Source organism: Burkholderia sp. AU4i (assembly GCF_000466765.1).
GTDB classification, from domain to species: Bacteria; Pseudomonadota; Gammaproteobacteria; order Burkholderiales; family Burkholderiaceae; genus Burkholderia; species Burkholderia cepacia.
On the sequence record NZ_ASSI01000040.1, the window covers coordinates 41,230 to 54,631 of the forward strand.

At 67.9% G+C, this 13,402-nt stretch carries 10 protein-coding genes and 1 pseudogene; 5 read left to right on the forward strand and 6 right to left on the reverse strand.

Going from position 1 to position 13,402, the window contains the following annotated elements:
* Window positions 1-3: 3 nt before the first annotated feature.
* Window positions 4-720 (reverse strand): DJ-1/PfpI family protein, encoded by a 717-nt coding sequence (locus tag L810_RS08190; RefSeq protein ID WP_021157893.1) that lies wholly within the window; start codon window positions 718-720, stop codon window positions 4-6.
* Between the two features lie 83 nt (window positions 721-803).
* Between L810_RS08190 and L810_RS08195 the strand changes: the two genes are divergently transcribed.
* From L810_RS08195 to L810_RS08205, 3 genes are all read left to right on the forward strand, one after another.
* Window positions 804-1,736, forward strand: coding sequence for a GlxA family transcriptional regulator (locus tag L810_RS08195; RefSeq protein ID WP_042973773.1), 933 nt, complete (start codon window positions 804-806; stop codon window positions 1,734-1,736).
* Window positions 1,737-1,989: 253 nt separating this feature from the next.
* Window positions 1,990-2,313: a TfoX/Sxy family protein gene (locus tag L810_RS08200; RefSeq protein ID WP_021157895.1), complete on the forward strand. Its 324-nt coding sequence runs from the start codon at window positions 1,990-1,992 to the stop codon at window positions 2,311-2,313.
* An 89-nt stretch (window positions 2,314-2,402) separates the two neighbouring features.
* On the forward strand, window positions 2,403-3,311 hold the full coding sequence (locus L810_RS08205) for a hypothetical protein (protein WP_021157896.1): 909 nt from the start codon (window positions 2,403-2,405) through the stop codon (window positions 3,309-3,311).
* Between the two features lie 30 nt (window positions 3,312-3,341).
* Here L810_RS08205 and L810_RS08210 read toward each other — a convergent pair whose 3' ends face one another.
* Window positions 3,342-4,493, reverse strand: coding sequence for a branched-chain amino acid ABC transporter substrate-binding protein (locus tag L810_RS08210; RefSeq protein WP_021157897.1), 1,152 nt, complete (start codon window positions 4,491-4,493; stop codon window positions 3,342-3,344).
* Window positions 4,494-4,533: 40 nt separating this feature from the next.
* The gene (locus tag L810_RS08215) at window positions 4,534-5,763 is read right to left on the reverse strand and encodes an NAD(P)/FAD-dependent oxidoreductase (protein ID WP_021157898.1); all 1,230 of its coding nucleotides are present in this window, start codon (window positions 5,761-5,763) and stop codon (window positions 4,534-4,536) included.
* 231 nt (window positions 5,764-5,994) lie between these two features.
* On the opposite strand from L810_RS08215, the gene L810_RS08220 reads away from it, so the two are divergent.
* A complete protein-coding gene (locus tag L810_RS08220) occupies window positions 5,995-7,407 on the forward strand; it encodes an aminotransferase-like domain-containing protein (RefSeq protein WP_021157899.1) in 1,413 nt (470 codons plus the stop codon).
* Between the two features lie 10 nt (window positions 7,408-7,417).
* Here the strand turns inward: L810_RS08220 and L810_RS08225 are convergent, their stop codons facing one another.
* Entirely contained in the window at window positions 7,418-9,595 is a 2,178-nt protein-coding gene (locus L810_RS08225; protein WP_021157900.1) for a DUF4132 domain-containing protein, read from the reverse strand.
* A gap of 553 nt (window positions 9,596-10,148) precedes the next feature.
* Here L810_RS08225 and L810_RS08230 point away from each other — a divergent pair.
* Window positions 10,149-11,573 carry an aminotransferase-like domain-containing protein gene (locus L810_RS08230; RefSeq protein WP_021157902.1) on the forward strand — a complete coding sequence of 475 codons (1,425 nt, stop codon included), beginning with the start codon at window positions 10,149-10,151 and terminating at the stop codon, window positions 11,571-11,573.
* A gap of 152 nt (window positions 11,574-11,725) precedes the next feature.
* Here L810_RS08230 and L810_RS48945 read toward each other — a convergent pair.
* Both L810_RS48945 and L810_RS08235 read right to left on the reverse strand, forming a co-directional pair.
* Window positions 11,726-12,059, reverse strand: a pseudogene (locus tag L810_RS48945) (IS6 family transposase); the annotation flags it as partial.
* A 301-nt stretch (window positions 12,060-12,360) separates the two neighbouring features.
* The gene (locus tag L810_RS08235) at window positions 12,361-13,284 is read right to left on the reverse strand and encodes a recombination-associated protein RdgC (RefSeq protein WP_042973774.1); all 924 of its coding nucleotides are present in this window, start codon (window positions 13,282-13,284) and stop codon (window positions 12,361-12,363) included.
* Window positions 13,285-13,402 lie beyond the last annotated feature (118 nt).

The window sequence follows — 13,402 nt, forward strand, 5'->3', positions numbered from 1 at the left end:
GCGTCATGCCGGTTGTCGGTTCGCGTCGGGCTGCGCGAGGCGCTGCGCCGCACGCGCCACGACCGCATGACGATCGGGCCGCACGCGCTCGAACAGCGCGGACACCGACGCGAGAATGTCCGGCGCGGCGCGCTCGGGACGTCCGCAGTCGAACGGCGGCTCGGGCGCATATTCGATGCCGAGCTGCACCGCTTGCGCGTAGGCCGGGCCGGCCAGGTCGGCCATCACCGAGAGCGCCATGTCGATGCCGGCGGTGACGCCGCCGCCCGTGACGACCGGGCCGTCGCGCACGACGCGGCCTTCGTCGACGATCGCACCGAACGGCGGCAGCAGGTCGCGCCACGCCCAGTGGCAGGCGGCCCGCCGGCCTTGCAGCAACCCGGCCGCGCCGAGCACCAGCGATCCGCTGCACACGGAGGTAACATAGCGGGCGCCGAGCGCGAGCCGGCGCACCTCGCGGACGAATGCAGCGTCGGCGATCGCATCGATCACGCCGAGCCCGCCCGGCACGCAGACGAGATCGGCGTGCGCGATGTCGGCGAGCCGCTCGACCTCGGCAACGGTCAGGCCGCTGTCCGCGCGAATCGATCCGCCGCGCACCGAGGCCCGCCGGATCCGCGCGCCCGGCAGACGCCAGAACACTTCGTCCGGCCCGGTGAAATCGAGCTGCGTGACATGATCGAACAATGCGAAAACGACGATGAACGGCGTGGTGGCCATCACGATCTCCCCAGGTATGAGCGGCGTGTAGCATCGCGCCGCGCGCTGTCCGTCGCAATGTCATTTCTCCCGCACTTTCTGCCATGACCCATCGCGTCGCCATGCTCGTGTATCCCGGTTTCCAGGTGCTGGATGCCGCCGGGCCCGTTTCCGCGTTCGAGATGGCCGACTACGCGCGCACGCCGTATTACGCGGTTCGCATCGTCGCGGCGCAGCCGGGGTTGGTGCGCAGTTCGTCGGGCGTGAGCTGGCACGCCGAACCGTTGCCGGATGCGGCGGATCTCGACACGTTGCTGGTCGCGGGCGGCGACGGCGTCGATGCCGCGATGGCCGACGCGGCGACGTGCGCGTTCGTCCGGCGCTGCGCGGCGCGCGGCATCCGCGTGGCGAGTGTCTGTTCGGGCAGCCTGCTGCTGGCCGCCGCCGGTGTGCTGGACGGCCGGCTGGCGACCACGCACTGGGGCTGCGGCGAGCGGTTTGCGCGGGCGTTTCCGCAGGTGCGGCTCGCGCTCGATCGCATCTATGTGAACGACGGGCCGTTCTGGACGAGCGCCGGCATCACGGCCGGCATCGACCTGACGCTCGCGTTGATCGGCGAGGATCGCGGCGAGCGGCTCGCGCGCGCCGTCGCGAAACGTCTGGTCGTGTACTACCGTCGCCCCGGCGGACAGTCGCAGTTCTCGGCGCTGATCGAACTCGACAGCGCGCAAGGGCGCTTCAAGCCGTTGCTGGACCACATTCGCCGCAATCTCGGCGCACGCCTGCGTGTGAGCGACCTGGCCGAGCAGGCGTGCATGAGCCCGCGTCAGTTCGCGCGGGCGTTCCAGACGGAAACCGGCCTCACGCCGGCCAAGGCCGTCGAGAAACTGCGCGTGGAAGCCGCTCGCGCGGCGCTCGAAAGCGGGGCGGCGTCGCTGCAGCGCGTGGCGAACGAGTGCGGTTTCGGCGATACCGAAAACATGCGGCGCAGCTTTCATCGCTGGCTGGGCGTCGCGCCGTCGGCATTGCGTTCGTAGGCGGGCGTTGTCGCTTTGTTACGTCGTCGATCGCGGTCGTCTCGCTCGGCCGCGCGCCGTCATGTGACTGTCGCGACACGGAACGACACGACCCGGCACGCAGCGTGTTACGGGCCGGGAATGCCTGCACGTGCCTGAATGCACCCGAATGCGTGTTCCGCCGACGAATGGATGACGCACCGCAGCGCATCCGTCGATCAGGCGGAACGGTCGGGCACACGCTGCGGTCATACACCTTTTGCAAGGAGCAGGGATGGCATCGAGCCAGGGCACAGTCGATTTCATCGTCGAACAGATGGCGGCGGCCGGCACGGTATCGGCGCGCAAGATGTTCGGCGAGTACGGTATCTATTGCGACGGCAAGATGGCGGCGCTCGTCTGCGACGATCGGCTGTTCGTCAAGCCGACGCCCGAAGGCCGTGCGTTTCTCGGCACGTGCGAGGAAGGCTCGCCGTATCCGGGCGCGAAGCCGCACCTCGTCATCTCGGGCGAGCGCTGGGACGATCGCGAATGGCTGTCGGCGCTGATCCGGATCACCGCCGCGCAGTTGCCGGTACCGGTGAAGCGGCGTCGATAGCGGCCTTTTCGCATGCAATGTTGCGCTGCGGCCAGGCGTATTCTGTGACACAGGTGCGCGACCCTCGCGCGCCAGGCGGGAGCACAAGAATGAAGACATCCGGACATCCGCGCGGCACGTGGCTGGCTCGCTGCGCCCGGTACGCGCTCGTCGCGGCCCTGTGTACGGGCTGGAGCGCGCTGTCGTTCGGCGCGGACGATGCGGCGGCGTTGCTCGACCGTTACCGCAGCCTCGGCGCGCAACTGAAGGACAACGCGTTTCATCGGCCGCTGGTGCTCGAATCGGCGGAAGCATCGTCGTCGCTGAAGGGCGACATCTACGCGGTGGTCGACTATCCGTTCTCGGTCGTGAGCGGGCAGCTCGACGATCCCGCGCAGGGCCCCGCGAACTGGTGCGCGGTGCTGATCCTGCACCTGAACACGAAATACTGTCATGCATCGGGCGGCGGCAACGGCCCGGTGCTCGACGTGAACCTCGGCCGCAAGATCCAGCAGAAGCTGTCCGACACCTATCGCGTGCAGTTCCGCTATCGCGTGGCGGCCGCATCGCCCGACTATTTCCAGGTCGACCTGACCGCCGACAGCGGCCCGATGGGCACGAAGGATTACCGGATCGCGCTGGAGGCCGTGCCGGTCGGCGCGTCGCGCACGTTCCTGCATCTCACGTATTCGTATGGTTTCGGCACGGTCGGCCGCATGGCGATGAAGACCTACCTCGCGACCGTCGGCAGCGACAAGGTCGGCTTCACGAACGTGGGCGGATCGGCCGCGCAGCCGCAGTACGTCGGCGGCGTGCGCGGGCTGCTGGAGCGCAACACGATGCGCTACTACCTCGCGATCGATGCGTATCTCGCGACGCTCGACAAGCCGCTCGACCAGCGCCTCGCGCGCTGGTTCGACGCGACCGAGCAGTATCCGCAGCAGCTGCACGAGGTCGAGCGCGGCGCGTATCTGCAGATGAAAGCGCAGGAGGTGCAGCGGCAGCAGGCGGCGCGATGACAGCGTGGCTCCCGGTCGCGCCGCCGCGCGTCAGTTCGACGCGCCGCCGACCGTGCGGATGCTGTGCCATTGCCCCTGTTCGACGCGGAACAGCGTGTACGGCGGCTTGATCAGGTCGCCGCGCTCGTCGAACGAGATCTTTCCGGTCACGCCGGTGACCGACACGCCGGGCAGGCTCGCGACGATCTTGCCGCGATCGAGCGAATCGGCCTTGCGTACCGCCGCGATCATCGCGAGCGCCGCGTCGTACGAGAACGGCGCATAGAGCTCCACATCCTGGTTGAAGCGTGCCTTGTAGCGCTGCGCGAACGCGACGGCGGAAGGCAGCTTGTCGAGCGCCGGCCCCGGTTCGAGATCCTGCGTGCCTTCGCCTGAGGTGCCGGCGATCTTCAGGAATGCATTGCTTTTCAATGCACCGGCGCCGAACAGCTGCGCGCGGATGCCGAGCGAGCGCATCTGCTTGACGAGCATCGCGCCCTGTTCGTCGAGGCCGCCGAAGAACAGCAGGTCGACGTTGTTGCTCTTCATCGTCGTCAGGATCGCGCGGAAATCGACGGCCTTGTCGTTCGTGTATTCGCGCGACACGATGCTGCCGTGCGCATCCTTCACGCCCTTCTCGAACGCGTCGGCGAGACCCTGGCCGAACGCGGTGCGATCGTCGATGATGCCGATCCGTTTCGCCTTCAGCTGCTCGACCGCGAAACGGCCGGCCACCACGCCGCCGACGCCGTCGTGCCCCATCGTGCGGAACACGTTCTTGAAGCCTTGCATCGTCAGTTGCGGATTGGTCGAGCCGGGCGTGATCATCGCGACGTTCGCCTGCTTGTAGACGGCCGACGCGGGAATGCTGCAGCCCGAGTTGTAGTGGCCGATCACGCCGACCACGCCGTCGTCGACGAGCTTCTGCGCGACCTGGATCGCGATGCGCGGATCGGCCTGGTCGTCCTGCACGTCGAGCACGAAGCGCACGGGCTTGCCGCCCACGGTCGGATGTTTCGCGTTCTCTTCGTCGAGCGCGAGTTGCGCGCCGTATTGCAGATCCTTGCCGACGCGCGCGACGGGCCCCGTCAGCGGGCCGGCGAAGCCGATCTTGACGGTTTCGGGGTCCGCGGCCTGCGCGGATGCGCCGACCGTGCCGATCGAGCAGACGGCCAGCCAAACCAGCCAGTTACGACGATTCATGATGGATGCCTCCTTGCAGTGGTGAAAATCGCGGCGCGCGTCAGAATCGCGCGGCCCGGTACGGTGCGAGGTCCAGCGGCGGTGCGCGCTGGGCGACGAGGTCGGCGACGATTTGCCCGGTGATGCCGGCGAGCGTCACGCCGAGATGCTGATGGCCGAATGCGTGGATCACGCGCGCGCTGCGCCGCGCGCGGCCGATCACGGGCACGCCGTCCGGCAGCGTCGGCCGGAAGCCGAGCCAGCTGCGCGTCGGTGCGCCGAGCGACGGCACGGCTTCGCGCGCGGAACGCGTGAGCAGCGCGACGAGCGACGGATTCATCGGCGCGTCGAAGCCGCCGAGTTCGACGGTGCCGGCCGCGCGCAGCCCTTCGTCGAGCGGTGTCATGTAGAAGCCGCGCTCGGCCCAGCCGACCGGCCGCGAGACGATCGGCTCGTGCGCGCCGAACTGCACGTGATAGCCGCGCTCGGTATCGAGCGGCACCGTGTCGCCGCACGCGGCCGCGAGTGCGCGCGAGCGGGCGCCGGCGGCAATGACGACGTGATCGAACGTGCGCACGGCGCCGCCCGCATGCACGGTCACGCTGTCGCCGGCGGGCTCGATCCGTTCGACGCGCGTGCGTTCGAGCGCGGCGCCGCCGGTGGCGAGGTGCGCGAACAGGGCGCCGAGGAATCCGCATGGATCGGAGAAGTGCCAGCTTCCGACGAACAGCACGCCGCGCGTGAAGATCGGCGCGAGTGCGGGCTCGAGCCGGCGGATTGCGCTCGCGTCGAGCGTCTCGAACGGCACGCCGAGCCGGCGCCGCAGCGCGAGCGACGGCTGCGCGGCGTCGAACGACGCCTGCCGCGCATACAGGTACAGGCATTCGCGCGGCCGCACGAACGCGGCGAGCCGCGACGGTGCAAGCAGCGGCGCATAACCGTCGGCGGCGCGCGACAGCAGCGCGGCCAGCGCGGTCGCGCTGTGTGCGTGGCGCGCGGGCGTCGATGCGAGCAGGAACCGCACGAGCCACGGCGCGCCGTGCAGCAGGTACGGCCAGCGGATGCGCAGCGGGCTGTCGGCGGCGAACAGGAAGTGCGGCATGTCGCGGAACACCGACGGGCCGTTCACCGGCACGCAGCCGTACGGCGCGAACGTCGCGGCATTGCCGAACGACGCGCCCTGGCCGATGCCGGCCGGGTCGAACAGCGTCACGCGATGCCCGTCGCGCTGCAGCCATGCAGCCGCGCCGAGCCCGATGAAGCCTGCACCCACGATGGCGACATTCGCCATGACGCGTTCCCTCCGGTCCACATGATTCACACAAAGTTGCGATCAAGAATCACACAGTAAATTTTTGTGTGCAATCAAAATGAGATTGTGTGGCGCTGGTGTTTACCCGATTCCAACTGACTGATTCGACAGACTTTTCAGCTGACGTTTGACGGGGAGGGGATGTCGGATACAATCGCTGGGCAGGTCAAAATGGCAGACAAACGCTTTTTGTGTGGTCACGGGCGATAAATGGCATCAGACAAACTTTCCGGCGAGCGCGACGGCGGCGCGCCGGCGCAGGCGAAGCGGCCGACCTACGTCGAGGTATCGAGCTCGATCGAGGAGGAAATTCGCAGCGGCATGTATCCGCCGGGCAGCCGCCTGCCGCCGCAGCGCCAGCTCGCGACCGAGCTCGGCATCAACGTGTCGACCGTGTCCCGGGCGTACAAGGAATTGCAGTTGCGCGGCCTCGTGATCGGCAGCAAACGGCGCGGCTCGCTCGTCACCGGCGGCGCGATGCCGAGCATCGAGCCGGCCCGCGCGTCGCTCGCGGCGGGCAACGGCGTGATCGACCTGACGGTGAACCGCCCGGCCACCGGCGAGTTTCTCGCGAGCCTCGCGCAGACGTTCGGCACGCTGCCGAACGACCCGCGTTTCGCCGCCCTCCAGGAATACCAGCCGCCGCAGGGCCCCGACTGGGCGCGCGCCGCCGGCGCGCAGTGGCTCGCCGCGCCGGGCTTCGCGCCGTCGCGCGACCAGGTGGTCGTCACGAGCGGCGCGCAGCACGGGCTGTACGCGGTACTGAACAGCCTGATCGGCACCGACGGCGTGATCGTGGCCGACCGCCTCACGTATTACGGGCTCAAGGCGCTCGCGCCGGTATTCCAGTTCGAGATCGTCAGCGCGCCGGCCGACGACGACGGCCTGCTGCCCGACGAGATCGAGCGGATCTGCCAGCGCATGCCGGTCAAGGCGATCTTCGTCGTGCCGAACCTGCAGAACCCGACCGTGACGACGATGAGCCTCGCGCGCCGGATGGCGCTCGTCGACATCGCGCGCCGCCATCACGTGACGATCATCGAGGACGACGTATACGGCCCGCTCGTGCGCGACCGGCTGCCGGCGATCGCGGGGCTGTGCCCCGAGCTGACGTTTCATATCGGCGCGACGTCGAAGATCCTCGCGCCGGGGCTGCGCCTCGGTTACCTGAGCTGCCCGCGCGACAGCGTCGCACTGTGCGCGGAGGCGGTGCGCACGACCGCATGGATGCCGGCCCCCACGTCGATGCTGATCGCGACCGTGTGGATCGAGGACGGCACCGCCGAGCGGATCATGGGCGCGCAACTCGCGGAGATCCGCGCGCGCGTCGATCTCGCGCGGGAGCTGTTGCCGGCCGGGCAGCTGAAATCCGATCCGGCGTGCATGTTCGTGTGGTTGCGCCTGCCGCCGCCGTGGCGCGCCGACGACTTCGCCGCGAACGCGAAGGCGCGCGGCGTGATCGTGATGCCGTCGTCGACGTTCGCGGTCGATCGCGCGGAGATCGAGCACGGCGTGCGCATCAACCTCGCGTGCCCTGCCTCGCGCGACGAACTCGTCAACGGGCTGCGGATTCTCGCCGGCACGCTGAAGGACCGGCCGCGCGCGCTGTTCGGTTCGATCTGACGGCGTCCGCTCAATCGAGCAACCCCGCGACGACGTCGACGATCCGCTGCAGCAGCGCTTCGTCGTAAGGCAGCCACGGCACCGCGCGCAGCGGCGATGGCGGCGGCTCGATCGCCGCATCGACGGGTTCGCCGTCGCGCATCACACGCCCGGTCGCGCAATGCACCGACCACGCGCCGACGCGCACATGCCGTTCATCGATCGTCATCTTCCCTTGCGCCACCGGCCCGGCGAACACGAGCGACAGCACGTGCCGGCGATGCCGCGCCATCGTGCCCAGCGGCACGTCCGACAACCGGTTCAGGCGCTGCCAGCGTTGTGTTTCGCGCTCGCGCTGGCGCACCGGGTCGGCCGTGAGCGCGGCCGTCGCCGCGCGGGTTGCGTCGTCGTCGAGCGCGAACGCGGCGACGCTGACGAGCAGATCGACCGCGCGCGCCACTTCCGAGAACACCACACGATCGATTTCGCCGATCGGCAGCGGTATCCAGTGCCGGTCGTGCCGGCGTTCGAAGTGCAGCCGGCGCGACGTGCCGTGGCTTTCCGAGCCCGGATAGAGCCGCGCATCGACGAAGAAGGTCGCGCGCACGTCGCCGAATTCTCGGACGAGCCCGTCGTCGTACGCGCGGATCGACCAGCCTTCGCGACGCGCGACGCCGACCAGCTGCCGGCTCGACAGCACGTGGCCTTCGAACATCGCGGAATCGCTGGCGGACGCGTCGCCGTCGGCCGGTACGTAGTATTCGCGGAAGGCCTGCCTGACCGGCTGCCGCAGCGTGCGGCCGACGATCGCGCGTTGCCACGCGAGCCGCTCGTCCGCATCGGCCAGCAGCGGGTGCCATAACCGGATGTCGCTGTCGCCGGCGATGTCGATCGCGTGCCCGGCCGCGTCGCGCAGCACGACCTTGCCCTTTGCGATCTCGGGCATGAACGACTGCGTCGACCCATCGCGGCCGCGCGCGTGCCAGATCGTGCGCGCCGCGAACACGGCGCCGGCCGGCGCATCGACGAGGCGTTCGCGCCATTCGGCGTGGCCGAGCGTCATAGACTGCCAGAAGCCGGCTTCCATGCAGGTCGCGAGCATCGCGAGCTGTTTCTTGTCGGGCTTCGCGTCGAGCGTCATGCGCAGCGCGGTGTGCGGCCGCTCGCCGAGCGCGCGCTCGGCCGGCTTCAGGTTGCGTGCCAGCTTCTTCTGCACGCCCGCGTGACGCACGATGGCGAGTGCATCGCGCAGCGCGCGCACGCCCTCGGGGGTCGGGATCGTCTCGACCGCGTGGCCGAGCGCGATCGCGAGCGACTGGGACGGCGCGGTCTTCGCGGCCGTCGGCGCGACGCACACGCCGGTCAGCAGCGGCCCGATCAGCGGGCGCAGCCATGCTTCGTCGCGATAGGCGGCCACGCGGGCGGCCCGGGCGACGACCTGCGCGTCGTCGGTCGTGAAAGCACGATCGGCCTCGTATGGGACGGCGCCCGCATGGAGCGCCGCCAGTCGTTGAGCGGCTTCCGTCAGCGCATCGCGCGCGAACGCGACATACGCGGCGTCTTCCGCGAGCGTGACGGCCGGATCGCTCAAGTCGAGCCACAACCGCCTCGGCGCGAAATAACCGTTGTTCGTCGCGGCCAGCGCGAGCAGCCCGGCCAGCCCGAGTTCGGGCAGCACGTCGAGTTCGCGCACGCGAAACGGCGAATCCGCCAGCGCCTGCGCATACGCGTCGCGTCGCGCCGAGAAGTCGCGGCGGCCGGCGAACCGGTCGAGCGTATACACGCCATACGTGCTGGACGCGGTGCGCTCGTCGCCTTCCTCCGGCTCGCCCGCGATGCGCGCGAGTTCGGCCTGCAGCGCGGGCGACGGCAGCGCGTCGAGGCAGGGCAATTCCTCCAGTGCACGTTTCCAGCCGCCGGCCGGGATGTCGCGGAACAGTTCGAGCGCGGCATCGGCGTCGACGAGCGGCACGAGTCCGAGCGCATCGATCTGCCGGTGCAGCCAGCGCGCGAAATCGGCGCGCGGATCCTCGAATGCCTGGTCGTGCACCATGATCTCGTACTCGACACGGCGCAGGGCCGGCCAGACCGCGCCGAGCGCGTGCGCGTCGAGTGTCGACAGGTCGATCGGCGCGCCGGCGAAGCGCTGATGGTCGGCACGGCTGGTCAGCCGCGCGACGAGCTGGTCGACGAGGGCGCGATCAGTCATCCGCGGGCCCCGGTGCCGGCCGCATCGTTCCCGCGCCATTTCCGGACGTTCCGGGCAGCGCGGATCACGCCGCCGAGGTTGGGTGCCTGTTCGATCGTGTACTGCATGGTCTGACTCCGGGAATGAAAACCGAGCGGACGCACAGTATTGCACCCCAATTGATGCAGCCGGGCGGAAGGCCGTGCGGCGGGCGTTCCGGGCCGATCCGGCCACGCTGTGCGCCGCTTGCGGCGGCCCGGCCGTTTCATAAGACGTACAGTTCGCCCACGATGCGCGATTCGCGCCGAACTGTACTCTTGTTCGCGCGAACGATGTGTGTACTCGTCGCCAACTGTTCTGCTCTTAAGATTCCACCATCAAGGGCACAGTGCCGCAGATCCAGTCGTACCGGAACCCTGCTGGCGCATCTTCAAGAGCGAGCCAGTGCGATGGAAAAGGCAAAACCGGAGGGAAAGATCAGGAATCACGATGGCCCGGCCGACGGGCGGAACCCGTGCGTATCGGATGAGCGCAGCGGGGCGGGGCGGCTGCGCAGGCCGGCGGGAGGCACCCGATGAAACTCTATGAAAAACTCGCGGACGACATCGAGCGCCTGATCCGCCAGGGCGTGTACCGGCACGGCGACCGGATTCCGTCGGTGCGGCAGGCGAGCCAGCAGCACCGGATCAGCATCACGACCGTGCTGCACGCGTATCTGCTGCTGGAAAGCCGCGGGTTGCTCGAAAGCCGCCCGCAGTCCGGCTATTTCGTGAACCTGCGGCGCGACGACGGCCATGCGCCGGTGCGCGAGTTGCGACCGTCGAAGCCGATCGCGATCTCGTCGTCGGTCGACGTGAGCCGGCTCGTGCTGTCGACGCTGCGTTCGATCGGCACCGACGACGCCGTGCCGCTCGGCTCGCCGTACCCGGACCCGAGCCTGTTCCCGTTCGAGAAGCTGAACCGCTACGCGTATGCGGCCGGCCGCGACAAGTCGCTGTGGGGCGTGACGGACGGATTGCCGCCCGGGCATCCACGGCTGATCCGGCAGATTGCACGGCGCTACCTGGAAAACGGGATGTCGGTGGACCCGAACGAGATCATCGTGACGGTCGGTGCGACGGAGGCGATCAACCTGTGCCTGCAGGCGGTGGCGAAGCCGGGCGACACGATCGCGGTGGAATCGCCGACGTTCTACGCGATGCTGCACGCGATCGAGCGGATGGGGATGAAGGCGATCGAGGTGGCCACGCATCCGGAATACGGGATCGACATCGCCGCGCTGGCCGCGATCGCGAAGTCGCAGCCGATCGCCGCGTGCATGGTGATGCCGAATTTCCAGAACCCGCTCGGCTTCCAGATGCCCGACGAACGCAAGCGCGAACTGGTCGAGTTCGCGACGAAGGCCGACCTGCCGGTCATCGAGAATGGTGTGTACAACGAACTGTATTTCGGCGATGCGCATCCGAGTTCGTTGAAGTCGTATGACCGCAACGGGATCGTGCTGCATTGCTCGTCGTTCTCGAAGAGCCTGACGGCCGCGTACCGGATCGGCTGGGCGCTGCCGGGCCGTTATCGCGATCAGGTCGAGAAGCTGAAATTCCTGAACACGCTTGCGACGCCGTCGTTGCCGCAACTCGCGATCGCGGAGTTTCTCGAACGCGACGGTTACGAGCATCACCTGCGGCGCTTGCGCAAGGCGTATGCGCAGCAGGCGAACCTGATGCGGGCGATGGTGTCGCGGTTTTTCCCGGAGGGCACGCGCATCTCGAGCCCGGCGGGGGGGTACGTGCTGTGGGTCGAGTTGCCCGCGCAGGTCGACGCGATGCGGCTGTACCAGCTCGCGCTGGAGCAGGGCATCACGATCGGGCCCGGCTACATGTTCTCGATCACGGACAACTACCGGAACTTCATCCGGCTGAACTACAGCAGCCCTTGGTCGCCGGAGATCGAGCAGGCGGTGATTGCGGTGGGGAAGCTCGCGTCGGCTTGCATGAAGTGACGGGGGCGTGTTGTTGCTCGAGGGGGCATGACGAAGCCGGCTTGGGGCCGGCTTTGTTTTTGGTTTGGCGGGGGGAGTGCGATGAGCTTTGCCACGTTGGCGTTGGCAGGACGACACCACACTGTTGAAGCTGCCATGCAGGCGTCGCCGCACGGATTCGGGGTAATACCGGTGAAAAGGCGCCGGGTTTCGAATCGCGTCGCGAAGTTGCTTGCGGTGGCGTGAAGTCCGCAGCAAATGACGACTGAACGCGATGTGTTGGCGAATCGGAGCGAAGCACGGCAGGAATGCCTGCGTCCGCTCCGGCAGTCGAAAGCCGCGCATGCATAGCTTGAGTTCGCGCTTGGGCTGATGACTGTTCTCGGCGCGGTTGTTCATGCGCGCAGCCGTTCTGACGAAAACATGCTCACTCTTGCGAGCTCCGGATAGGTGACGATCTTGTCCGGTGCGGAGCACTCGCTGGAAGAAGCATTGGGCCGCGGCCTTTGTCACACCGCTTCGCGTCGAGCGTTGCCTCGCTTTGCCCGTCCTGTCTGTTGCCGAATCTGCTCGCGAATCGTGGAGAACTCGCGTCAGCGACTCTTGTCGCAAGCCGTCGATAGATGTTGCTTCGGTCTCTTGATGAATGTCGGAAGTCGAATCGGAAACGGTCGTCGTTGACGACTGATCCCGACGATCGTCATTGAGGTGCGACCCGTCGCCGGCGCGGCGACAGGTCTCCTCGAAACATCGCGTCAGCGCGCAGCCTCGTCGTCACCGAGCCATGATCCGCGACAACCGACGGCGTTCAGGCAGCGGCCTTTTGAATCGAGTCGTGCTGCTGCTCACCCCCGAGGCTGTCGACGAGATCGGCCAGCATCCGCGCCAATTCACCCGTCATCAGCGTGACGTCCGAATCGAAGCGTTCGTCGTCGTTCTGCGCGGTGGGATCCGCCGCCTCCTTGATCACGTCGAGCGGCGTCACGCGCTTGATCGTCAGCGACGGCGTCAGCACGAACGAGATCCGGTCGTTCCAGGTCATCGCGAGGCGCATGCATTGCTTGCCGGCCTCGATGTGCCGGCGCATGTCGCTCGCTTCCAGCGCGTGGCCGACGTATCGCACCGTTGCGCCGCCTTCGCCGCTCGAACGCAACTCGGCGTCCTGGTCCACAGTGAATCCGCCCGGCGCCTCGCCGGACAGCAGCCAGTCCGTCATCGCGGCAACCGGCGAATGCGCCACTTGAACGCCGGCGAGCGGCAACTGGTCGATCGATTTGACGAGCAGGCCGCGGATCTCGTCGGCGAGCGCCTGTGAAGCCGCATCAATGACGAGCCAGCCGTTCACCGTATCGATCCACACGCGAGTATCGCGGCGAATGCTGAACGCGCGCGGCAGCAGTTCGTCGGTGACCTGCTCCTTGAGTTCGCGCAGCTGCTTTCGTCCGACCTTGAAGCCCTGTTGCTCCTCGACCTCGAGCGCCCGGGCCTTGGTCACCTGATTGATGACCGACGCCGGGAGCAGCTTCTTTTCCGAACGAAACACCAGCAGCATCTGCCGGTTGTTCGAATACACAAGCGCGCCGTCGTCACGCGGCGACGCCCATCCGAAGCGCTGCATCTCGATGCTGTTGCACGGCTGAAACGCGTAGGGCGCCAGCCAGGCTTCCATCTGGTCGGGGGTCACGGCCCAGGGGGCCGGAAGACGATGAAGCTGAAGATTCTTGAACCACATGGGCGTACGGGCAAAGCGCATCATTCTATATGACGGGGACGTTCGCCGGCCAGGCAGGGCATCAAACGTCGATACACTGGCTGAACGATTCCATCGCGCTGTCGCATGGACCGGCTGA